The sequence below is a fragment of the Pseudoxanthomonas dokdonensis genome, from assembly GCF_001431405.1.
Taxonomy (GTDB): domain Bacteria; phylum Pseudomonadota; class Gammaproteobacteria; order Xanthomonadales; family Xanthomonadaceae; genus Pseudoxanthomonas_A; species Pseudoxanthomonas_A dokdonensis.
Window position 1 is genome coordinate 1 of the sequence record NZ_LDJL01000001.1, and the last position, 21,646, is coordinate 21,646.

The following is a 21,646-nucleotide window of genomic DNA, read 5'->3' on the forward strand; positions in this document are numbered from 1 at the left end:
GTGAGAAGTTTTTTGACTTGCTTCCCTTGCCACTTCGTCTGCGCCTTCTGGCTGCAAACCCCGTGGCGGGGAGGAGGGAAAGTATGGCCCGATATTTCAGTTTTGGGAAGGGGGTGAGGCACTTTTTTTACGTACTCTTCATCGAGTTCGTGCCAGTGCCTTGTTTCACAGTGGATTCCAGCTGAACAGGCCGATCAGGTTGCCGCAACACCGCTGTTTTTCCGCTGTCTGCGACGCCCCGGGCAATCGCATGGATCGCCAAACCGCTTGTTTCAAGGCCTCAATTCAGCCGGCAAGCAACCTGATCCTGGCGAAATTGCGCTTGCCGACCTGCAACACGCCTTCGAACCCTGGCTGCAGCACCAGTCCTGCGTCCTCGACCACGACTCCGTCGATGCGCACCGCCCGCTCCTTGAGCTTGCGCGATGCCTCGGAATTGCTGGGAGTGATGCCGGCGGCGGTCAGCAGCGCGCCAATCCGCAGGCCTTCGGCCGCAACCACCACATCCTGCAGCGGCAGCAAGCTGGTGTCGCCCTGTCCGCGGACAACCGCGTGCCAGCCGGCGATGGCCTGTTCGGCCTGGGCCTGATCATGGAAGCGCGCCGCCAGCTCACGTGCCAGCCGCAGCTTGATGTCACGCGGGTTGATCTGGCCGGCGGCAACCTCCGCCTTCAGCGTGGCCGCTTCGCCGGCACCGATGTCGAAGCTGAGCAGCTCGATCCAGCGCCACATCAGCTCATCGCCGATCTTCAACGTCTTGGTGACGATGTCGATGGCCGGTTCATTGATACCTATATAGTTGCCAAGCGACTTGGACATCTTGTTGACTCCGTCCAGGCCCTCCAGCAACGGCATGGTCAGCACAATCTGTGGGGCCTGGCCGTGATGCTCCTGCAAGCCACGCCCCATCAGCAGGTTGAAGCGCTGGTCGGTACCCCCCAGTTCGACGTCGGCCTTCAGCGCCACCGAGTCATAGCCCTGGACCAGCGGGTACAGGAACTCATGGATGGCAATCGGCTGCTGGGCCGCATAGCGCTTGGCGAAGTCGTCGCGCTCCAGCATCCGTGCCACGGTGTGCTGGGCGGCCAGCTTGATCATGTCGGCCGCGCCCATCTGCCCGAACCATTCGGAATTGAAGCGCAGTTCGGTCTTTTCGCGGTCCAGGACCTTGAACACCTGGTCAGCGTAGGTCTGGGCATTGGCCAGGACATCCTCGCGGGTCAGTGGCTTGCGGGTGACGTTCTTGCCGGTCGGGTCGCCGATCATCCCGGTGAAGTCGCCAATCAGGAAGATCACCTGGTGCCCCAGGTCCTGGAAGTGGCGCATCTTGTTGAGCAGTACCGTGTGGCCGATGTGCAGGTCGGGCGCGGTCGGGTCGAAACCGGCCTTGACCCGCAGCGGCCGGCCCAGCTTGAGGCGGGCGGCCAGCTCTTCGGGCTTGAGGATTTCATCGGCGCCGCGGCCGATCAGTTCAAGGGCATGCTCGATGGACAAGGCGGTCTTCCAGAATCAGGGCTGTGACAGGCTTCACGCTAACAGTTCGAATACGAAGCTAAATCGCTGATAAGCAAGGCCTATTCAGGAAAACTCTTTTGTACTCAATGGTTTGACGCGAAGTATTCGTGTGTTTATGGTAACGCGATTGGGCCCGACCTTGGGCCGGGACCGGAATACTATAGATGCAGCCTACTGGGGACGGCAGCCGCCGCAAACAGCGCTTCCGCGAGCGTTTGGACGTATTACACGACACCTCACTCCACCAGCGGGTCAAGCAACACCTACCAACAGGACGATGGACGCGACGGCATTGGATCCACGCCAGTCTGTTCACCACGATTGGCATCCTGGTGGCGACGATTGTCCCGGGCTTCTCGCATATCCCGGCGCCGTCCATCGTTGAAAGCACCACCACCCTGCATCTGCCCCTGCCGCACCAGGCCAGCACTGGCACCGCGACCGAGATGGGCGACGATGGCTGGGAAGTGGTGCGGATCAAGTCGGGACAGACCCTGAGTTCGATCTTCTCCGACATGGACATCCCGGCCTCGGTGATGCTGGAGGTGATGAAGCAACCCAGTGCCAAGGCCTCGTTGCGCAACCTGCGCCCTGGCGTCGAGATCGCACTCAAGGTACCCGAACCGGGCAAGCTGCAGGGCCTGCGCTTCGACGCCGACGCCTCGCACCGGGTCGAACTGACGCTGGATGGCGATGCCATCAAGGAAAACGTCGTCGAGCGCGAAAGCACCACCCGCACGGTGGTGCTGAGTGGCAAAGTCGGTCGTTCGTTGAACCGTTCGGCACGCAAGGCCGGTCTGACCAGCGCCAACATCCGCTCGCTGACCGATGACATCTTCAAATACGACATCGACTTCAACTCGGATCTGGATGCCGACGATCGCTTCAGCGTGGTGGTCGAGCAGACCTGGCGCGAAGGCGAGCTGGTCAGCACCGGTCCGGTCGAGGCTGCCACCTTCACCGTCGATGGCAAGCTGCATTCCGGCTTCCGCTTCGCCCGGCCCGGCCACAAGCCGGAGTACTACACCGCTGCTGGCCGGCCGTTGAAGAAGAGCTTCATCCGCATGCCTATTCCGTACGCGCGCCTGAGCTCGCGCTTTGGTGCCCGCAAACACCCGGTACTGGGCAGGATGCGCATGCACAAAGGTGTCGACTACGCGGCCTCGACCGGTACCCCGATCATGGCCGCCGGTGATGCCAAGGTGCAGTTCATCGGCTGGCAGCGTGGCTATGGCCGCACCGTGGTGCTGGATCATGGCCAGGGCACCACCACGCTGTACGGGCACATGTCGCGTACCGCCAACCTGAAGAAGGGCCAGCGCATCGCCCAAGGCACGGTCATTGGCTACGTTGGCTCGACCGGGCTGGCGACCGGCCCGCACCTGCATTACGAATTCCGGGTCAACGGCGTGCACCGCAACCCGCTCAACGTCACCATGCCGCCACCGCAGCCGCTGGCAGGCAGCGACATGGTCGCGTTCAAGGACTACACCTCCAGCGCACTGGCCCGGATCAGGACGGTCGAGGACATCATCTACGCCGATCTGGACGACGCACCGGCCCAGCCGCAGGTCGCCAGCACCGGGCAGCCGGCCAGCAAGAACAAGAAAGGCTGATCCCGCAGGTTTCATCAGCGCTTGACCCGGAACGCCCCCGCCCCGCGGGGGCGTTCTGGTTTCAGTATCATCGCTGGCCTGCCCATTGCTGGATGTGCCATGTCCGTGTCGACTACCGATTCCGCCCTCTATGTGGGCCTGATGTCAGGCACCAGCGCCGACGGCATCGATGCGGCACTGGTTCGTTTCGCCGCCAACGGCACTGCACTGCAATGCGAACTGGTGCTGGGGCGTACCTTTGAGTGGGAAGACGTCATCCGCGCGCAGTTGATCACGCTGGGCCAGGGCAGCGATGCGGTGACCCTCGACCAGATCGGTCGCCTGGACGCGCAGGTGGGGCTGGCCTTCGCGCAGGCCACCCAGCGCCTGCTGAGCGACGCCAACGTCTCGCGCAGCGCGGTCGCGGCGTTGGGCTCGCACGGCCAGACCATCCGCCACCGGCCGCTGGCCGATCCGCCTTTCACCTGGCAGATCGGCGATGGCAACCTCATTGCCGAGCGCACCGGCATCACCACCGTCGCCGATTTCCGCCGTCGCGATGTCGCCGCCGGCGGCCATGGAGCGCCATTGATGCCGGCCTTCCATGCCGCGTTGCTGCATTCGCCAGATGAGGACCGGGCGGTGCTCAACCTGGGCGGAATCGGCAACTTCACCTTGCTGCCGGCACACGGGCCGGTGCGCGGATTCGATACCGGTCCGGCCAATGCATTGATGGATGGCTGGTGCGAACGCCATACCGGCAAGCCATTCGATGCTGCCGGCACGTTTGCCGCGCAGGGCCAGGCCGATGCGACCCTGCTCCAGCGCCTGCTGGACGATGCCTGGTTCGCGCTGCCACCGCCCAAGAGCACCGGTCGCGAACAGTTCCACCTGGCCTGGCTGGGCGAGGCACTGCAGGGGCTGGACCTCGGCCCGGCGGATGTACAGGCCACCTTGCTGCAGTTGACCGTGCGCACGATTGCCGACGCCCTGCGCCAGCAGCAGCCACATACCCGCCGGGTACTGGTATGCGGCGGCGGGGTCCACAACCGGGCGCTGATGGCGGCGTTGGCGGCGGCGTTGCCGGACAGCGCGGTCGAATCCACTGCCGGCCATGGCCTGGACCCGGACTACGTGGAAGCGATGGGATTTGCCTGGCTGGCGCGGGAAACTCTGGCCGGACGGCCGGGCAATCTGCCCTCCGTCAGCGGTGCGCGTGGCGAGCGCGTGCTGGGCGTGATTCACCCGGCCTGAGCGGTCTATCCGCCGTGCGCCGTGCCCGGCCAATGCGTAGCCGCTTCAGGCGAAACTTTTGCCGGCCGGTAGTTGCTTGAGCACGAGGATGGCCTCGGACAATACGTCCACCTCTTCGTCCTGGAAGCCGCCGCGGACTTCGTTCTCGCAGACGAACAAGCCCTGCTCCAGCAGGTGCAGCAGGGTTTCCTGCGCGCTCCAGCCACGCGCCTTGGCGATGCGCTGGATGCGCTGCTCGAGCACTGCGTCGATGTCACGCAACACGATTTCGTTCATCTGTCCCCCTGCACCGGGCGATGTTGGCACGGCGTGCCAGGCCCGTCGACACCGGCCACGTTGGCGGCGGGTGTTCGGGTAGCATACCTTGCATGACCCAACCCCACTCGATTAAGCCGCGCGACCCGCTGGCCTGGCTGCGGCCTTACCTGGAACCTGCCCCGCTGGGGGCATTGCTGCTGGGGATTTCATCCGGCTTTCCGTACGCGATGATCGGCGCGACGCTGACCACGCGGCTGGCCCAGGATGGCATCGACAAGAAGAGCGTCACCGCGTTTTCGCTGGCCTTCCTGGTCTACAACTTCAAATTCCTGTGGGCGCCGTTGATCGACAGCCTGCGCCTGCCGTTGCTGGGACGCCTGGGCCAGCGCCGCTCCTGGCTGTTCCTGTCGGCTGCCGCGGTGGCCGCTTCAGTGACATGGCTGGGCCTGGCCGATCCCAACGACAGCCTGATGCGGGTGGCCACCGCCGCGGTGCTGGTCGGTATCGCCGGGTCCACCTTCGACATCGTGATCGACGCCTACCGCATCGAGCTGCTCGAACCGCGACAACTGGGGGTCGGCTCGGGCATGTCGCAGTACGGCTGGCGCATCGGTTCGGTCAGCGCCGGCGCGTTGGCCTTGCTGGTGGCGGCCAAGTCCGGCTGGAGCACGGCCTACGCGTTGTGCGCGATGTTCGCGGTACCGGCGGTGATTGCCGGGCTGTGGCTGGGGGAACCCGAACGCCACCGCGAGCCGATCAAGCGCAAGGGCATGGCGGCCGCGCTCGCCGCGGTGCTTGACCCGCTGATGGAATTCTTCAAGCGCCACGGTGCCTGGCTGGTTCTGCTGTTCGTGCTGCTGCACAAGATTGGCGACACCCTGGCCAACCTGACCGTGCGCTTGCTGTTGAACGACCTGCACTTCAGCAACGAAGAAATCGCCACCTATGACGTCGGCTTCGGTTTCATCGCCTATCTGGTCGGCATCTTCGTCGGCGGCATCCTCTACGCGCGGTTGGGGATGAAACGGGCGGTGATGATCAGTCTGGTACTGATGGCGGTATCCAACCTGTCCTTCGCCGCGCTGGCCCACATCGGCCACAACAACGCGATGCTGGCTTTCACCATCTGCTTCGAGAATTTCGCCAGCGGCATCGGCGGGGTTGCGGTGGTGGCGTATCTGTCGGCGCTGTGCAACCTGTCCTTCACCGCCACCCAGTTCGCGCTGCTGTCGGCGGCCGCGTCCATCGTCGGCCGCTTCGTCACCGGCACGACCGCTGGTGGCCTGATTGAAAGCATGGGCTACGAAAACTTCTATCTGCTGACCACGGTACTGGCGTTGCCAGGCGTACTGCTGTTCGCCTGGATGATCCGCTCGGGGCTGATCGATCAGGCGATTGTCGAAACCGATGTGCGCAGGGCAGCGGACGGCTGAGCGTCCGCCGCCCTGGGGTCGGATTCAATCGGCGTAATCGACGGTAAACGGCGCGTGGTCGGAAAACCAGCTGTCGCGATATACCGATGTCGCCCGTAACCGGTCCCGCAGCGATGGCGTCACCAATTGGTAGTCGATGCGCCAGCCGACATCATTGGCGCGGGCGTTGCCACGGTTGCTCCACCAGGTGTAATCCTGGCCCTGAGGATGCAGCGCGCGGTAGGCGTCGACCCAGCCACAACCACCGGCCGGATGGGGCTCCACGCACAGGCCGTTGAACCAGTCGCGCTCTTCCGGCAGGCAACCCGAGTTCTTCTGGTTGCCCTTCCAGTTCTTGATGTCCAGGGCGCTGCGCACGATGTTCCAGTCGCCACACAGCACATAGTCGCGGCCGCTGGTGCGCCACTCTTCCAGGATCGGTGCCAGCCAGTCCATGATCGCGAACTTGTATCCTTGCCGCAGTTCGCCGGATGAGCCCGACGGGATGTAGAACGACACCACGCTGAGGTTGCCGAAGCGGGCTTCGATGTAGCGGCCTTCCTCGTCGAAATCCTCACGGCCCAGCGCGGTGCGCACTTCATCGGGCTCGCGCCTGCTGTAGATCGCCACGCCGCTGTAGCCTTTCTTGGTGGTCGCATCGCGAAACCGCACGTGATAGCCCGGCGGCAGGAACTCGCTGCCGCTGAGTTGATGTTCCTGGGCCTTGGTTTCCTGTACGCACAGGATGTCCGCGTCCTGCTCGACGAACCAGTCGAAGAACCCTTTCTTGGCTGCCGAGCGCAGACCGTTGGCGTTGAAGCTGATGATACGCATGCGCAAATCGCGTCCTCGATTGACAGGCCTGCAAGGATAACCCGCGCCAATCGCAGCATAGGCGACCGGCCTGGACGGCGGTGGCCACCCGGCAGGCGCCGGTTTGCGCTAGGATTTGCCCATATCCAGCCTTCGACGGACCGCCGTGCACGACCATCGCTCCCGTTTCCTGACCTTGGCCCTGCAGGCGCAAGCGCTGCGGTTTGGCGAGTTCACCCTCAAGTCCGGGCGCCTGAGTCCCTATTTCTTCAATGCCGGTCGTTTTGACAGCGGCGGCAAACTGGCCGATCTGGCCAGCTGTTACGCCGATGCCATCGAGGAAGCCCGGCTCGAATTCGATCTGCTGTTCGGCCCCGCCTACAAGGGCATCCCGTTGGCAACCGCGCTGGGCTGCGAGCTGGCCCGCCGTGGCCGCGACGTGCCGCTGGCGTTCAATCGCAAGGAAGCCAAGGCGCACGGTGAAGGCGGCATGTTGATTGGCGCACCGCTGCACGAACGGCGCGTGCTGATCGTCGACGATGTCATCACTGCCGGCACCGCGATCCGCGAAGCGCTGGGCCTGATCGCCGAGGGTGGCGGCAGCGTCAGCGGTATAGTGGTGGCGCTGGATCGCCAGGAAATGCTCGCCGCTCCGGCGCAGGATGGCGATCATGGCGACGCCATCCGGCAGTCGGCCGCGCAATCGGTCGCCCGCGAAACCGGGGTGCCGGTGGTGGCGGTGGCCAACCTGCATGATCTGCTGGCGTTCGCCGGCGAAAACGCCGAGCTGGTCAGCCACCGCGACCAGTTGCTCGCCTACCGCGCACGCTACGGTAGCTCCACCACGGATTGATGGCAGCAGGGGGCTGCACAACAATGCGTCATAACCCACTATTGATGTTGTCCTTGCTGCTGCTGGCTCCCGTCGCGGCGCTGGCCCAGAACAAGGATGCCGGAAGCAACAAGAAGCTGTATTGCTGGGATGAAAATGGCCAGCGCGTCTGCAGCGACGCGTTGCCGGCCGAGGCGGTCAATCGCGCGCGCGAGGAAATCAGCGCCAGAAGCGGCCTGAAGACCGCTGAAATCGACCGTGCACTCACCGACGAGGAACGCGCGGTGGCCGCCGCCGAAGCCGCCCAGCGGCTTCTGGATGAAGCCAAGGTCGAAACCCGGCGGCGTACCGAGCAGGCGATGCTCACCTCGTACCGCTCGGAAGAAGAGCTGATGCGGGTGTTCAGCGAGCGGACCACGATTGTTGACAACAACGTGCGCACGGCCCAGTACAACGTCGGCAGTCTGCGCGATGGTCTGGTCAGTCTGTTGCAGGTCGCCGGCGATCGCGAACTGGATGGCAAGCCGGTCTCGGAGGACATGGCCAACAACATCCGCCGCCGCCACCTGGAGTTGATGCGCCAGTTGCAGTTGCAGGCCAATTTCGAACGCCAGCGCGTGGAGCTGGACGACGAAGTGGCCGAAACGCTGCAGCGCTACCGGGCGATGAAAGGCGACGGCGAGGCTGACGCGACGGCCACGCCGGCATCCTGATCCGGAAGCCGGCAGCGCAGCCAAACGCGGCCTTGCGGCCAAAATTACTGCCACCGACAAGCCGGGTCGCAGCGCGCTGCGCTCCGGCAAGACCGCTCGGCTGGCCTAGAAGGTAGCGACCAGATCCGGGGCTACGGTTTTCAGATGGGCACGGAAGTCGTCCTGGATGCGTTCCAGCGCCTGCTGGCTGTCAGCCTCGAAACGCAGCACCAGGATTGGTGTGGTGTTGCTGGCGCGCAGCAGGCCCCAGCCGTCATCCCAGTCCGCCCGCAGGCCGTCGATGGTGGAGATGCGGGCGCCTTCGAACTGCGCGCTTTCGACAAACCGTTCGACCACCGCATGCGGGGTGCCCTCGTTGACCGGCACCTTGATTTCCGGGGTGGAGATGCCGTTCGGCAGCGCCTCGAGCACCTGGCTCGGCGTCTCACTGCGGGCAGCCAGGATTTCCAGCAGCCGGGCGGCCGAATACAGACCGTCGTCAAATCCGTACCAGCGCTCCTGGAAGAAGAAGTGGCCGCTCATCTCGCCGGCCAGTTCGGCGCCGGTCTCGCGCATCTTGCTCTTGATCAGCGAGTGGCCGGTTTTCCACATCATCGGGGTGCCACCGTGGCGCAGGATCCAGCCCTGCAGCTTGCCGGTGCACTTGACGTCGAAGATCACCAGTGCGCCGGGGTTGCGCTCCAGCACGTCGGCGGCGAACAGCATCAGCAGCCGGTCCGGGAAGATGATTTCGCCGTCGCGGGTCACCACGCCCAGCCGATCGCCATCGCCGTCGAAGGCCAGGCCGAGATCGGCGTCGAAACGCTTGACGGTCTGGATCAGGTCCTCCAGGTTGTGTGGCTCGCTTGGATCCGGATGATGATTGGGGAAGGTGCCGTCGACCTCGCAGTACAGCGGGATCACTTCGGCCCCGATCGCTTCCAGCAGTTGCGGGGCCAGGTCGCCGGCCACGCCGTTGCCGGCATCGACGACCACTTTCAGCGGTCGCTCCAGTTGTACGTCATCGGCGATGCGCTGCACGTAGTCGGCGCCGATGTCACGGTGTTGCAGGCTGCCGGGTTCGCGGGCCTGGTGCAGCTCGCGCTGCTCGATGCGCCGGTACAGATCGGTGATGGCATCGCCGGACAGGGTTTCGCCGCCGATCACGATCTTGAAGCCGTTGTAATCAGGTGGATTGTGGCTGCCGGTAACGGCCACGCTGCTGCCGGTACGCAGGTGGTAGGCAGCGAAATAGGCCACCGGGGTGGGCGCCATGCCGATGTCGATGACGTTGCGGCCAGCCTTGCGCAGGCCCTGGATCAGCCCGCCGACCAGGTCCGGGCCGGACAGGCGGCCATCGCGGCCAACCACGATGTCGGTCAGATCCTGCTGCTGCATGACGGTGCCGATGGCCTGGCCAATCAATTCAGCCACGTCCACGTCCAGCGTGGTGCCGACAATGCCGCGGATGTCATAGGCGCGGAAAATACCTGGATCAACGTTCACTTGTTTCCTTTCCGAGGGGGCTTCGGTGTTGCCGGGGGATTTCTTTTCCGTCGCCACCACGGGCAGCGGTTCGCGTTGCAGCGATTCACTCAGGGTCGGTGATTCCTCATCGGCCGGGTCGGCCGTACCGCGACGCAGTGCCGGCAAGCGCAGCCCGCCACGCGCGATCAGCAGCGACACTATCGCCAGCAGGGCGAATACCACCGCCGCCACCAGGCTGGCGACGGCGCCCAGACCCATGACCGCAGCGGTGCTTTCAGGCAGCGCGGCAGCCACCCGCAGACCGGTGTCGCCAACCGCGTGGGCCAGTACCTCGGCGCCGTCGGACAAGGCCGTGTTGCCACGTTCACGCACGTTGAAGTTGCCCTGGCGCAGGGCCAGGTAGGCGCGGCTGGGCACCACCACTGAATCGAAACCGCCGGTCAACTGTTCCAGCGGCAGGCTGGCATAGACCACGCCCAGCGCCGAGGATGCGGCCACGCCGAAGCGGGTCTGCTTGCCATCCTTGACCACACGCGCGACCGGTTCGCTCTGCTTGAGGCCTGCTTCCAGCAGCGCCAGCTTGCTGTAGCCGAATGCGCCGGGATCGGCGTAGGCGGCGTCAAGCGTCGCCGGGTACACCTGCACGTTATCGACGCCGGCCCAACCGTGCTGGACACGTTTGCTGACCGCGTCGGCATCGCCACTGGCCATCGCCGACTGGACGCTTTCGCTGGCCAGCCGCTGCTTCATCTGTATGGTCTGGCCGCTGAATGCCGTTTGCACCAGCCGGGTCGCGTTGTCGCGCGCACTCTCGATGCCGTTGGCCAGCTGCGTGTCGCGCCACTGCATGGCGCCGGTATAGCCCAGCCAAAGCGCCAGCAATGCAAACAACACCGCCAACAGCGGCAGCGTGCGCCCCATGCCACCCGGCATCTGCAGAAAAACCGATTGAACCTTGTTGGTCATCACCGCCCCCTTCAGCGTATGCCCGTGTGGCCGAATCCCCCCGCACCGCGCGCGGAATCAGTGAATGTGTCGACCACCTGCAAGCTTACCCGCACGATGGGCAACACCACCAACTGCGCGATACGGTCACCGGGCTGGATCACGAACGCTTCCTGGCCACGGTTCCAGGCGCTGATCAGCAACGGCCCCTGGTAATCGGCATCGATCAGCCCGGTGCCGTTGCCCAGCACGATGCCATGGCGATGGCCCAGGCCGGATCGCGGCAGCACGATGGCGCACAGCTGCGGGTCGTGCATGTATATCGAAATGCCGCTGGGCACCAGTGCCGCGTCGCCGGGCTCAAGCGTCAACGGCGCATCCAGCGCGGCGCGCAGATCCATGCCGGCGCTGGATTCGGTCGCGTAGTTCGGCAATGGCCACTGGTCGCCGAACCGGGGATCAAGCAGTTTCACTTGCACGCTCGTGCCTGCTGCGGTCATGCCTGTAGTCGCTCCACGATGAGTTGCATCAATTGCCTGGCCAGCTCGGTCTTGGGTGCGGAGGCGAATGCGCGCTCGCCATCTTTCCAGTAGGCGGTCATGGCGTTGCTGTCGCTTTCGAAACCGCCATCGGCAATGCCGACGCGGTTGGCGACAATCATGTCCAGCCGCTTGGCTTCCAGTTTCCCGCGTGCATAGCCGGCGACGTTTTCGGTTTCGGCGGCAAAGCCGACCACCAGTTGCAGTGCCTGGGTCTGGGCGGCGACCTCGGCCAGGATGTCCGGCGTGCGCATCAGGTCCAGGGCCAGGCTTTCACTGGATTTCTTGATCTTGTTGACGGCCGGCTGCCGTGGCGTGTAGTCGGCAACCGCGGCGGCGCCGATATAGATGTCAGCCGGCAGCGCGGCGAATACCGCCTGGTGCATCTGCGCTGCCGAGCGCACATCGACGCGCTGGACGCCGGCGGGTGTTGCCAGATGCACCGGGCCGGCCACCAGCGTGACTTCGGCGCCCATGCCGGCGGCAGCGGCGGCGATCGCAAAGCCCATCTTGCCGCTGCTGCGGTTGCCCAGGAAGCGGACCGGGTCCAGATCCTCATAGGTCGGTCCGGCACTGACCAGCACCTTCTTTCCCTGCAACGGGCCAGGCGCCGGATTGCCGCTGTCCGCGTCCGCACCGGCGGGCAACTGGATGACGATATCCAGCGGCTCGCTGAGCCGGCCCGGGCCGGACTCGCCTTCGGCCAGCGGACCGTCTTCCGGACCGATCACCTGCACGCCGCGTTCGCGCAAGATGGCGATGTTGGCCTGGGTCGCCGGATGCAGCCACATGTGATGGTTCATCGCCGGGCATACGGTCAGCGGCGCGGTGGTGGCCAGGCACAGGGTGGTCACCAGATCATCGGCCGCGCCCTGGGCCAGTCGCGCCAGCAGATCGGCGGTGGCCGGGGCAATGACGATGCGGTCGGCCCAGCGCGCCAGTTCGATGTGGCCCATCGACGCCTCGGCCGCGCTGTCCCACAAGCTGGTCCGCACCGGATGACCGGACAGCGCCTGGAAGCTCAACGGTGTCACGAATTGCTGGGCACCGGCGGTCATCGCCACCTGCACCCGTGCACCGGCATCACGCAGGCGCCGGACCAGATCCAGCGACTTGTAAACCGCAATACCGCCGCCCACGCATAACAGGATGCGCTGGCCGTGCAGCCTGCCTGGCTGATCTGCTGCCGTCACGTCGGGTTTTCCTATCGCCAAACAGGTGCCTAGCTTACCCGATGCGCCGGTATTGTCCGCGTAAAGCAGTCCGGCCACTGATCGCGAACCGCTGCATCTGTCACCTGCGTCTGCACCTGCCAGAACAGCTACGCCAGCGGCCACCATGTCGGTGCCGGCTACCACGGCATGGACCAGTCGCGGTCAATGCAGCCTGAGCGGGGCGTGGTGAGATTGCCGGCCTGCTCTCCTACGTTCTGACACGCCGGTTTCCGATATCCAGCGGCGGCATGCTGGCGGCAAGCTGTTGTCATGCGCATCCAGGAATGGCCCGCCGCCGAACGCCCCCGTGAGAAGCTGCTGCAGCGTGGCGCCGCGCGCCTGTCCGATGCCGAGTTGCTGGCCATCTTTCTGGGCTCGGGATTGGCCGGCCAGGACGCGGTCGCCACCGCCCGCAACCTGCTGGCTGCGCATGGACCGCTGCGCCGGCTGCTGGACCGGTCGGCGGCGGAGTTGATGCGCCTGCCCGGCCTGGGTCCGGCACGTGCCTGCCAGCTGCTGGCCGCGCTGGAATTGGGCCATCGCCATCTGGCTGCGGATCTGGAGCGCGGTGCCGCCCTGAGTGATCCACTCAGTGCCGGGCGTTACTTCTGCCAGCGCCTGCGGCACCGACCGCACGAGGTTTTCGCCGCGCTGTTCCTGGACAACCGGCATCGGGCGCTGGCCTTCGAGGAGTTGTTCCAGGGCACGGTGGATGCGGCCGAGGTCCACCCGCGCGAAGTGGTGCGGCGGGCGATGACCCATAACGCCGCCGCCCTGATCATCGGCCACAATCACCCTTCCGGCTGCAGCGAACCCTCGGCCGCCGACCGCGCCATCACCGTTCGCCTGAAGCAGGCGCTGGAACTGGTCGACGTGCGCCTGCTGGATCATTTCGTCGTCGGCGACGGGCCGCCGGTGTCACTGGCCAGCCGCGGCTGGATGTGAGTCTGGCCGCCAAGCAGGCGATCAACCACGGCGGGCCCTCAAAACAAGGACTTGCGCGCCGCAGTCAGCTAAAATGCGCGTTTCCGTCATTGTTTCTGACGCCTGACCGAGACCTTAGTGAAAGCTTCCCTGCGCGCCCTGATCAGCCAAGGCATCGATGCCCTGCGCCAAGCCGGCACCCTGCCCGCTGACGCGACCACCCCGGATTTCGTGGTGGAACGCCCCAAAACCCGCGAGCACGGTGATTTCGCCACCAATGCGGCGATGCTGCTGGCCAAGGCCGCACGCAGCAATCCGCGCGCCATCGCCACCGCGCTGGTCGCCGCGCTGCCGGCCAATGAGGACGTGGCGAAGGTCGAAATCGCCGGACCGGGCTTCATCAATTTCCATCTCAGTCCGGCCGCCTACCAGCGTGAAGTGGCCAGCGCGCTGCGCCTGGGTACTGCGTACGGCCGCAACGACAGCGGCGCCGGCAAGATGGTCGGGGTCGAATATGTGTCGGCCAATCCGACCGGCCCGCTGCATGTCGGCCATGGTCGCGCCGGTGCCATCGGCGATTGCATCGCGCGGGTACTGGAAGCCAACGGCTGGGACGCACGGCGCGAGTTCTATTACAACGACGCCGGCGTTCAGATCGACAACCTGGCGCTGTCGGTACAGGCCCGCGCCCAGGGCAAGACCCCGGACAGCCCGGACTGGCCGGAAAACGGCTATCGCGGTGATTACATCCAGGATGTCGCCAATGCCTATCTGGCCGGCGAAACCGTGCAGTGCGAGGGCTTCACCGTCACCGGCTCCGGCGATGCCACTGATCTGGATGCGATCCGCCGCTTCGCGGTGGTCGCGCTGCGCTGCGAGCAGAACCTGGATCTGGCCGCGTTCGGCGTGACCTTCGATACCTATTTCCTGGAAAGCTCGCTGTACCGGGACAACAAGGTCGAGGAAACCGTCAGCACCCTGGTCGCCTCCGGCCACACCTACGAAGAAGGCGGCGCGCTGTGGCTGCGCTCGACCGACTTTGGTGATGACAAGGACCGGGTCATGCGCAAATCCGACGGTACTTACACCTATTTCGTGCCGGACGTGGCCTATCACCTGTCGAAATGGCAACGCGGTTACCAGCGCGCCATCACCGAACTCGGCGCCGATCACCACGGCACCCTGGCCCGGGTACTGGCCGGCTTGCAGGCACTGGACGTGGGCATCCCGCAGGGCTGGCCGGAATACGTGCTGCACCAGATGGTCACGGTGATGCGCGGTGGCGAAGAGGTCAAACTGTCCAAGCGCGCCGGCAGCTATTTCACCCTGCGGGATCTGGTCGAAGAAGCCGGGCGCGATGCCACCCGCTGGTTCCTGATCGCCCGCAAGCCGGATTCGCAGCTGACTTTCGACATCGACCTGGCGCGCCAGCAGAGCAACGACAATCCGGTGTTCTACGTGCAGTACGCGCACGCGCGGGTCTGCAGTCTGCTGCGTCAGGCTGGTGAGAAGGGCTATGCCTATGATCAGGACAACGGCCTGGCGCATCTGTCATTGCTGGCGGACGAGGCGTCGCTGTCACTGATGATGGAACTGTCGCGCTACCCGGAAATCGTCGAAATGGCCGGCGAATCGCTGGAACCGCACGCCATCGCGCAATACCTGCGGGAGTTGGCCTATGCTTTCCACACGTGGTACGGCGCCACGCCGGTGCTGATTGACGATGCCAATACCCGCGATGCGCGCCTGGCATTGGCATTGGCGACACGCCAGGCGTTGGCCAACGGACTGGATTTGCTGGGCGTCAGCGCCCCTGAAAAGATGTAACCGGAGAAGTAGTAGATGGCGGCACGACGCGGTAAAAGTCAGGCAAAAAGGAATTCCTCGCAGGCGACGCCGGGCTGGGTATGGCTGATCCTCGGCCTTCTGATCGGGGCAGGGGTGTTTTTCATCTTCTTCAACAAGGACGGCAATGACTTCAATCCTTATCGGCCACAGCCCAATCCGCAGGCACGTCCGGCCAGCGCCAGCAGTGCCGACGATGAGCCGGTAGCACCCGATGCCGATGCCGACGAGCAGCCGGCGGCGAGCGCCAAAGAAGACAAGGGTAAGGAGCAGCAATACGATTTCTACACCTTGCTGCCCGGCAAGGAAGTGCAGATGACCGATGCCGAAGTCGCCGCCAGCGCGCGCGAGGAAGACGCACGCAAAGCACGCGCGGCACTGGAGAACAAGCCCGACCCGACCGCGGCCGCGAGCAGCCAGCCCAAGCCGATCGACGAAGATGCCGCCAGCCTGGCCAAGCCGGAGCCGACCAGCAAACCGGCAGCGACGACGGCCAGCCAGCCGGCCACTCCCGCCGCCCCGGCCGCCACCGTGGCCAGTGCTGCGCCGAGCGGTCGCTACATCCTGCAGGCTGGCGCTTTTGGTGCCTCCAGCGATGCCGAAGCGACCAAAGCCAAGATTGCACTGGCCGGCTTGAACGCGCGGGTCGAATCGGCCGAAATCAATGGCAAGACCGTATACCGGGTGCGGATGGGGCCGTATTCCAGCGCGACCGATCTGGCCGAAGCCAAGCAGAAACTATCCGCCAGCGGCCTGCCGGCGATGGCCATCAAAGCCCAGTAACCTGACCACACCCCGCCGCGGAGAGCAGCCGACATGACCGAAGCCAGCAAGCGATTGATCGTGGCGGCCACCCTGGCAATGGGCAGCCAGTGGCTGCTGTCATGGCTGATGGGCTTCATTCCGCAGGTTGCGCTGACCACGCGAATGACGCCGCTGGGATTGCTCGACCCGCTCAACTATCTGCTTGCCGCCTGCGCGATGGCCGTCGGCGGCTGGTGGGCCGGCAAGCGCTTCGTCCCGGTGGCGGTGCTGATGACGCTGCTGCTGTGGCTGGCGATCCTCACCGTCATGGCGACCAGCTCGGCCTCGCAGGTGCATGCCAGCACCGCCGACAATCTCACCGCCATTTTCAAGTTCAATCAGCTGGGTCTGCTCTGCTCGCTGGTCGCCGCGGCGCTGGGCGCATGGCTGGGCAGCCGCCTGCAGCGCGCCCCGGCAGCGGCGGCGCCGGATCCGGCCTGACTGTTTTCCGCTTATCGGTTTTCCTGGAGCACGCATGACCCGTACCGTCCTGATCACCGGCGCCACCTCCGGTTTTGGTGCCGCCGCCGCGCGCCGTTTTGTTGCCGATGGCTGGCGCGTGGTCGCCACCGGCCGCCGCCTCGAACGCTTGCATGCACTAGCCGATGAACTTGGATCGCAGCTCCACGTTGAGGCCTTCGACGTCCGCGACGAAGCGGCGATGAATGCGGCGATCGATGCATTGCCGGCGGACTTCGCCAACATCGACGTACTGGTCAACAACGCCGGGTTGGCCTTGGGCACCGCGCCGGCGCAACAGGCCAGCCTGGATGACTGGCGCACCATGATCGATACCAACATCACCAGTCTGGTCATCCTGACCCGGCGCCTGCTGCCAACCCTGATAGAACGCAAGGGCGTGATCATCAACATCAGTTCGATTGCCGGCAGCTACCCTTATCCGGGCGGCAACACTTACGGCGGCACCAAGGCCTTCGTCACCCAGTTCTCGCTGGGCCTGCGCAGCGATCTGCACGGCACCGGCGTGCGCGTGACCAGCATCGAGCCAGGCATGGCCGAAACCGAGTTCACCCTGGTCCGTACCCATGGCAACCAGCAGGCCTCGGACAATCTATACGGCGGCGCCAACCCGATGACCGCCGAGGATATCGCCGATCAGATCCACTACGTCGCCACGCTGCCGCCGCACCTCAACATCAACCGCCTTGAAATCATGCCGGTGACGCAGTCGTTCGCCGGTTTCCAGATCCATCGCGGCTGACGGCGACGTCCACTGGCGCGGAGACGCGTCAGACGCGCTCTTCGGCCAACCTTTCAATCGCGGCGCGCGGGCGACGCAGGTAGAGCCCGCGCAACGCCAGGCCCGGTCGCTCGACGGCATAGTGCAACACCGCGCCGGCGACAAGAATGGCCGAGGCATAAGCGATGAAGCTTGCCAGCGGCCTGCCCTGCAAAGCTTCACCCCACAGCGTATCGACCACGTGGTAGACCGATTTATGGGTCAGGTACAGGCTGTAGGAAGCCGCCGCCAGCCAACCCATCCCCGGCAACGACCAGCGCCCGATCCAGCTGCGTGCACTGGCACCGGCGACGACCAGCAATGCCAGCCCGGCGGACAGCACCGGCCAGCCAACCGCGTTGCCGAGTAGTCCGGTGCGCTGGCGGAACAGCCACAACGCCATTGCCATCACTGCCAGGCCGAGCCACAGGAACAGATTCCCGCGTGCCTGCATCCACGCCCAGGCGCGCGGCCGATAGACGCGGATGCTGGCGATGATGACACCGGCCAGGATGCCGTCGAGCCGGCACCAGGTGGGGTAATAGATGTCCTCGACAAACCAGTTGCGCTGCGGTGGGGTGCCGGCGTCGACCAAGGCCGTGTTGTGCAACCAGATCCCACTGCGCAGCGCGATGCCGCCGACCACGATGACGCTGCACAGGCTGGCGAACGCCAGCACCGACGGTTTGCGTGTCAGCAGCCAGGCCGCCCACGGAAACAGCAGGTAGAAATGCTCTTCCACGCACAGTGACCACGCATGCGAGAACGCCGCCTTGGCCGGATAGTCGATCCACAGGTTGACGCTGAAGGTGGCGAATTTCCACCATGGTTCCATGCCGTCGGATTCGCGCAGCCACGGCACTGCCAGGTACAACGCCAGCACCACGGCGAACGCCGGCAGGATCCGGAATGCACGCTTCAGGTAGAAGGCCTTCAACGCCAGCGGCTTGCCGTCGGCCAATGGCGCCAGCAGCTGGCTGCCGATCAGGAAGCCGCTGAGCACGAAGAACAGATCGACGCCCATCCAGCCATAGCGCGACAGCCATTCGAAGCCCGGCGCCAGACCGCCGATGATGTAGGAGTGGAACAGCATCACCCAGACGATGGCGATGGCACGCAACAGATCCAGTCCGGGCATTCTCACGATGACGTCGTCCTTGGCTGACAGACGTCCAATCTAGCGTAGCCTCCGCGACAAGTCACCGGACGATTCGTCGCCGCAGCGCACATTGCGGGCAGGGACAACGGCCGCTGAAGTTTTTGATGCGACAGAGGCCTCGGCGCAGATACAAGCGGTTACGGCATCGGTCCATCGGCCAGATAGGTATAGCCGGTGAGGCCGGCTTCCAGCGCATCGGCCAGCTGTTTCGATTCGCCGTCGTCCAGTCCCGCGGCCTGCACCCGTTGCGCATAGGTAGCGCGCAACTCATCCAGCCGGTAGCCAACGTAATCCAGCATCACGTCGGTGGTGTCGCCGCGACGCTGCTGGCTGATCGCGTAGTCCTGGCCGGAGACGCTGACTTCCACCGCATCGGTGTCACCAAACAGGTTGTGGATGTCGCCGAGGATTTCCTGGTAGGCGCCGACCAGGAAGATACCGAGATGGTAGCTGTCGCCCGACTCCAGCGAATGCAGCGGCAACGAGCTGTCCAGTCCTTCGTTCTCGACATAGGTCTTGACCATGCCGTCGGAATCGCAGGTCATGTCGGCGATGATGCCGCGCCGATCCGGGGCCCGGTCCAGGTGTTCGATCGGCAGGATCGGGAACACCTGGTCGATCGCCCAAACGTCGGGAATCGATTCGAACACGCTGAAGTTGACGAAATACTTGTCGACCAGCCGTTCATTGAGCTCGTCCAGCAGATCCCGATGGCTGCGCTCGGTGCTGTCCAGGCGTTCGCGCACCGCATGGGCGATGGCGTAGAACAGATCATCGATGCGCGCACGGTGGACCAGGTCCATCTGCCCCAGGGCGTACAGCGACAAGCCTTCGCCGTGGTGATGCTGGGCTTCGTGGAACAACTCGACCGCCGGCCGGGTGTCCAGTTCAGCATGGATTTCGCGCAGGTGGCGGATCACCGCCGGCTCGTCATCATGCGCTGGTGGTACCCGGCCTTCGGGGGCCTGTTCCACTTCCGAGACGTTGGCCACCAACACCGCATGGTGCGCGGTCATCGCGCGGCCACACTCGGTGACGATGCGCGGCGGCGGCAGGCCGTTCTGCTCGCAGGCTTCGGCCAGCGGCTGCACGATGTTGGAGGCGTACTGCTGGATGCCGTAATTGATCGAGCAGTAGCTGCGCGAACGGGTGCCCTCGTAGTCGATGCCAAGACCACCGCCGACATCGACGTGGCTGATGCGTGCGCCCAGTTTGGACAGCTCGACGAAATAACGGGTGGCTTCGCGCATGCCGTTGGCGATGTCGCGGACGTTGGAAATCTGCGAACCCATATGGAAATGCAGCAGCCCCAGCGCATCCTCCATGCCAGCGTCGCGCAGGGTTTTCCACATGTCCAGCACCTGCCGCGGCGACAGTCCGAACTTGGCCTTGTCGCCGCCGCTGTTCTGCCACTTGCCGGCACCGAGGCTGGCCAGGCGCATGCGCACGCCCAGCCCGGGCTTGACCGCCAGCGCCCGCGCTTCTTCCATCACCAGTTTCAGTTCGGAGGGTTTCTCGACCACGATGAAGGTCTGCAGCCCCAGTTTGCGTCCAATCAGCGCCAGCCGGATGTATTCGCGGTCCTTGTAGCCATTGCAGACGATCAGCCCGCCCGGTCGCGATAGCGCCAGCACCGCCATCAGTTCCGGCTTGCTGCCCGCTTCCAGGCCAAAGCCTTCACCCTCGTGCGAGGCCAGGGTGCCGGCCACGCCACGGTGCTGGTTGACCTTGATCGGGTACACCGCGGTATAGCCACCGGCGTAGTCCCAGTCGGCCTGGGCCTGGGCAAAGGCCGACTGCAGCTTGCCGAGGCGATCGCCGAGGATGTCCGGGAAGCGCACCAGCAGCGGCAGCTTGGCGCCATTGTCGCGGGCGGCGGCGACCACCGCTGGCAGCGAAATCCGGGGGCCGTGTTCACCCTTGGGCGCCACCACCACGTGCCCGGCCGCATCGACGTCAAAATAGCCCTCCGACCAATGCGGGACGGAATAGGTCTTGCGGGCGTGGTCGACGGACCAGTCGGTCATTGCAGTCATCTCGAGGGGGAAAGCGGCGTGCATTCTAACGCCTGTGGCGTGGTCGGCCCGTTACCGGCGCCCGCTGGCCATGCCGTCCACGGCCTGCTGCGCGCGCGGTTGCTACAATTCGCGCTTTCCGGCCCGCCTCGGGGCCGTCCCCCTTCCAGGATCCACCGCATGAGCAATCCAGACACCACCTCCGCCGACTGGTACATCGAGCATTTCCAGCCCACAGGCTCAGCCATCGGCTACCGCGTCAGCGGCAAGCTGGATGAGGTGCAGTCGCCGTTCCAGAAGATCGAGATCTACCAGACCACCGACTGGGGCAAGCTGATGCTGATCGATGGCGCGGTGATGCTGACCAGCCGCGACAATTTCTTCTATCACGAGATGATCAGCCACCCGGCGCTGTTCACCCACCCGGCGCCCAGGCGCGTGGTCATCATCGGCGGCGGCGACTGCGGCAGCCTGCGTGAAGTGCTCAAGCACCCCGGCGTCGAAAGCGCCACCCAGTGCGACATCGACGAGCAGGTCACCCGGATGTCGGAGAAGTACTTCCCCGAGCTGTGCGACGCCAATGACGACCCGCGCGCCGAACTGCTGTTCGATGACGGCGTGGCCTACATGGCCAATTGCCCGGCCGGCAGCGTCGACGTGGTCATCGTCGACTCCACCGATCCAGTCGGGCCGGCCAAAGGCCTGTTCAACAAGGCGTTCTACGAAAGCTGTTTCCGCGCCCTGAAGGATGACGGCGTGCTGGTCCAGCAGTCCGAGTCACCGCTGGCGCTGCTGGAGCTGATCAAGGAAATGCGTGCCGAGATGGGCAAGGCCGGCTTCACCACCTTCAAGACCCTGCCGTTCCCGCAGCCGTGCTATCCGACCGGCTGGTGGAGCGTGACCATGGCCCGCAAGGGCGGCGACTTCCAGTTCCGCGAGCAGGACGCCGCCAACAAGGGCTTCGAGACCTTGTACTACACCGCGCCGTTGCACACCGGCGTGCTGGTGGCGCCGCCGTTCATGGCCAAGGCGCTGGGCGAATAACAGCGTCCCGGCTCCCGGCTATCAGGCCCCGCTCCATGCGGGGCTTTTTTTTGCCTGA

20 protein-coding genes are annotated in these 21,646 nt (G+C 65.0%); 12 read left to right on the top strand and 8 right to left on the bottom strand.

Features of this window, described 5'->3' with window-relative positions; translation table 11 throughout:
• Window positions 1–185: hypothetical protein (locus tag ABB29_RS16525; RefSeq protein WP_057656561.1), on the top strand; the 185-nt coding region annotated here is incomplete at its 5' end.
• A 100-nt stretch (window positions 186–285) separates the two neighbouring features.
• Here ABB29_RS16525 and tyrS read toward each other — a convergent pair.
• Window positions 286–1,494 carry a tyrosine--tRNA ligase gene (tyrS, locus tag ABB29_RS00010; protein WP_057656562.1) on the bottom strand — a complete coding sequence of 403 codons (1,209 nt, stop codon included), beginning with the start codon at window positions 1,492–1,494 and terminating at the stop codon, window positions 286–288.
• A 185-nt stretch (window positions 1,495–1,679) separates the two neighbouring features.
• On the opposite strand from tyrS, the gene ABB29_RS00015 reads away from it, so the two are divergent.
• On the top strand, window positions 1,680–3,131 hold the full coding sequence (locus ABB29_RS00015; protein ID WP_057656563.1) for a M23 family metallopeptidase: 1,452 nt from the start codon (window positions 1,680–1,682) through the stop codon (window positions 3,129–3,131).
• Window positions 3,132–3,230: 99 nt separating this feature from the next.
• Window positions 3,231–4,364, top strand: a complete 1,134-nt coding sequence (locus ABB29_RS00020) for an anhydro-N-acetylmuramic acid kinase (protein ID WP_057656564.1) — start codon at window positions 3,231–3,233, stop codon at window positions 4,362–4,364.
• Between the two features lie 45 nt (window positions 4,365–4,409).
• On the opposite strand, the gene ABB29_RS00025 is transcribed toward ABB29_RS00020, so the two are convergent.
• Window positions 4,410–4,640 (bottom strand): hypothetical protein, encoded by a 231-nt coding sequence (locus ABB29_RS00025; protein ID WP_057656565.1) that lies wholly within the window; start codon window positions 4,638–4,640, stop codon window positions 4,410–4,412.
• Between the two features lie 92 nt (window positions 4,641–4,732).
• On the opposite strand from ABB29_RS00025, the gene ABB29_RS00030 reads away from it, so the two are divergent.
• Window positions 4,733–6,055: an AmpG family muropeptide MFS transporter gene (locus ABB29_RS00030; protein WP_057656566.1), complete on the top strand. Its 1,323-nt coding sequence runs from the start codon at window positions 4,733–4,735 to the stop codon at window positions 6,053–6,055.
• 24 nt (window positions 6,056–6,079) lie between these two features.
• Here ABB29_RS00030 and ABB29_RS00035 read toward each other — a convergent pair whose 3' ends face one another.
• Window positions 6,080–6,868: an exodeoxyribonuclease III gene (locus tag ABB29_RS00035; protein WP_057656567.1), complete on the bottom strand. Its 789-nt coding sequence runs from the start codon at window positions 6,866–6,868 to the stop codon at window positions 6,080–6,082.
• Between the two features lie 145 nt (window positions 6,869–7,013).
• On the opposite strand from ABB29_RS00035, the gene pyrE reads away from it, so the two are divergent.
• Together pyrE and ABB29_RS00045 are read left to right on the top strand one after the other, a co-directional pair.
• Window positions 7,014–7,700 carry an orotate phosphoribosyltransferase gene (pyrE, locus tag ABB29_RS00040; RefSeq protein WP_057656568.1) on the top strand — a complete coding sequence of 229 codons (687 nt, stop codon included), beginning with the start codon at window positions 7,014–7,016 and terminating at the stop codon, window positions 7,698–7,700.
• A 44-nt stretch (window positions 7,701–7,744) separates the two neighbouring features.
• Window positions 7,745–8,392, top strand: a complete 648-nt coding sequence (locus tag ABB29_RS00045; protein ID WP_157062418.1) for a hypothetical protein — start codon at window positions 7,745–7,747, stop codon at window positions 8,390–8,392.
• Window positions 8,393–8,497: 105 nt separating this feature from the next.
• Here ABB29_RS00045 and ABB29_RS00050 read toward each other — a convergent pair whose 3' ends face one another.
• Genes ABB29_RS00050 through coaBC form a run of 3 tightly spaced genes read right to left on the bottom strand, consistent with a single transcriptional unit; the run spans window position 8,498 to window position 12,536 of the window.
• On the bottom strand, window positions 8,498–10,780 hold the full coding sequence (locus ABB29_RS00050) for a phosphomannomutase/phosphoglucomutase (RefSeq protein ID WP_057656784.1): 2,283 nt from the start codon (window positions 10,778–10,780) through the stop codon (window positions 8,498–8,500).
• A 56-nt stretch (window positions 10,781–10,836) separates the two neighbouring features.
• Complete coding sequence (gene dut, locus ABB29_RS00055) at window positions 10,837–11,304, bottom strand: dUTP diphosphatase (protein WP_057656570.1); 468 nt, start codon at window positions 11,302–11,304, stop codon at window positions 10,837–10,839.
• Window positions 11,301–12,536, bottom strand: coding sequence for a bifunctional phosphopantothenoylcysteine decarboxylase/phosphopantothenate--cysteine ligase CoaBC (gene coaBC / locus ABB29_RS00060; RefSeq protein WP_057656571.1), 1,236 nt, complete (start codon window positions 12,534–12,536; stop codon window positions 11,301–11,303). Before coaBC ends, dut begins: the two co-directional genes overlap by 4 nt.
• A 291-nt stretch (window positions 12,537–12,827) precedes the next feature.
• Here coaBC and radC point away from each other — a divergent pair, with 291 nt between their 5' ends.
• The 5 genes from radC to ABB29_RS00085 all read left to right on the top strand — a co-directional run bounded on the left by radC (window position 12,828) and on the right by ABB29_RS00085 (window position 17,352).
• Window positions 12,828–13,502 carry a RadC family protein gene (gene radC, locus ABB29_RS00065; protein WP_057656572.1) on the top strand — a complete coding sequence of 225 codons (675 nt, stop codon included), beginning with the start codon at window positions 12,828–12,830 and terminating at the stop codon, window positions 13,500–13,502.
• A 117-nt stretch (window positions 13,503–13,619) separates the two neighbouring features.
• Window positions 13,620–15,308: an arginine--tRNA ligase gene (argS, locus tag ABB29_RS00070; protein WP_057656573.1), complete on the top strand. Its 1,689-nt coding sequence runs from the start codon at window positions 13,620–13,622 to the stop codon at window positions 15,306–15,308.
• A 15-nt stretch (window positions 15,309–15,323) separates the two neighbouring features.
• Window positions 15,324–16,109 carry an SPOR domain-containing protein gene (locus ABB29_RS00075; RefSeq protein ID WP_057656574.1) on the top strand — a complete coding sequence of 262 codons (786 nt, stop codon included), beginning with the start codon at window positions 15,324–15,326 and terminating at the stop codon, window positions 16,107–16,109.
• Between the two features lie 33 nt (window positions 16,110–16,142).
• Window positions 16,143–16,571, top strand: coding sequence for a hypothetical protein (locus tag ABB29_RS00080; RefSeq protein ID WP_057656575.1), 429 nt, complete (start codon window positions 16,143–16,145; stop codon window positions 16,569–16,571).
• A 34-nt stretch (window positions 16,572–16,605) separates the two neighbouring features.
• Window positions 16,606–17,352, top strand: coding sequence for an SDR family NAD(P)-dependent oxidoreductase (locus ABB29_RS00085; RefSeq protein WP_057656576.1), 747 nt, complete (start codon window positions 16,606–16,608; stop codon window positions 17,350–17,352).
• 28 nt (window positions 17,353–17,380) lie between these two features.
• On the opposite strand, the gene ABB29_RS00090 is transcribed toward ABB29_RS00085, so the two are convergent.
• Window positions 17,381–18,514 (bottom strand): acyltransferase family protein, encoded by a 1,134-nt coding sequence (locus tag ABB29_RS00090; RefSeq protein ID WP_057656577.1) that lies wholly within the window; start codon window positions 18,512–18,514, stop codon window positions 17,381–17,383.
• Window positions 18,515–18,666: 152 nt separating this feature from the next.
• Window positions 18,667–20,556, bottom strand: a complete 1,890-nt coding sequence (gene speA, locus ABB29_RS00095) for an arginine decarboxylase (protein WP_057656578.1) — start codon at window positions 20,554–20,556, stop codon at window positions 18,667–18,669.
• 168 nt (window positions 20,557–20,724) lie between these two features.
• On the opposite strand from speA, the gene speE reads away from it, so the two are divergent.
• Window positions 20,725–21,588 (top strand): polyamine aminopropyltransferase, encoded by an 864-nt coding sequence (speE, locus tag ABB29_RS00100; protein WP_057656579.1) that lies wholly within the window; start codon window positions 20,725–20,727, stop codon window positions 21,586–21,588.
• Window positions 21,589–21,646: the final 58 nt, after the last annotated feature.

What these genes read in the sequence shown, in the direction of transcription:
- ABB29_RS00025 (WP_057656565.1), bottom strand. Translation starts at nt 4,640, where the DNA reads ATGAACGAAATCGTGTTGCGTGACATCGACGCAGTGCTCGAGCAGCGC.
- ABB29_RS00080 (WP_057656575.1), top strand. Translation starts at nt 16,143, where the DNA reads ATGACCGAAGCCAGCAAGCGATTGATCGTGGCGGCCACCCTGGCAATG.
- radC (WP_057656572.1), top strand. Translation starts at nt 12,828, where the DNA reads ATGCGCATCCAGGAATGGCCCGCCGCCGAACGCCCCCGTGAGAAGCTG.
- dut (WP_057656570.1), bottom strand. Translation starts at nt 11,304, where the DNA reads ATGACCGCAGCAGGCACGAGCGTGCAAGTGAAACTGCTTGATCCCCGG.
- ABB29_RS00015 (WP_057656563.1), top strand. Translation starts at nt 1,680, where the DNA reads ATGCAGCCTACTGGGGACGGCAGCCGCCGCAAACAGCGCTTCCGCGAG.
- speE (WP_057656579.1), top strand. Translation starts at nt 20,725, where the DNA reads ATGAGCAATCCAGACACCACCTCCGCCGACTGGTACATCGAGCATTTC.
- ABB29_RS00030 (WP_057656566.1), top strand. Translation starts at nt 4,733, where the DNA reads ATGACCCAACCCCACTCGATTAAGCCGCGCGACCCGCTGGCCTGGCTG.
- ABB29_RS00020 (WP_057656564.1), top strand. Translation starts at nt 3,231, where the DNA reads ATGTCCGTGTCGACTACCGATTCCGCCCTCTATGTGGGCCTGATGTCA.
- speA (WP_057656578.1), bottom strand. Translation starts at nt 20,556, where the DNA reads ATGACCGACTGGTCCGTCGACCACGCCCGCAAGACCTATTCCGTCCCG.
- ABB29_RS00085 (WP_057656576.1), top strand. Translation starts at nt 16,606, where the DNA reads ATGACCCGTACCGTCCTGATCACCGGCGCCACCTCCGGTTTTGGTGCC.
- ABB29_RS00075 (WP_057656574.1), top strand. Translation starts at nt 15,324, where the DNA reads ATGGCGGCACGACGCGGTAAAAGTCAGGCAAAAAGGAATTCCTCGCAG.
- ABB29_RS00035 (WP_057656567.1), bottom strand. Translation starts at nt 6,868, where the DNA reads ATGCGTATCATCAGCTTCAACGCCAACGGTCTGCGCTCGGCAGCCAAG.
- ABB29_RS00045 (WP_157062418.1), top strand. Translation starts at nt 7,745, where the DNA reads ATGTTGTCCTTGCTGCTGCTGGCTCCCGTCGCGGCGCTGGCCCAGAAC.
- ABB29_RS00050 (WP_057656784.1), bottom strand. Translation starts at nt 10,780, where the DNA reads ATGGGGCGCACGCTGCCGCTGTTGGCGGTGTTGTTTGCATTGCTGGCG.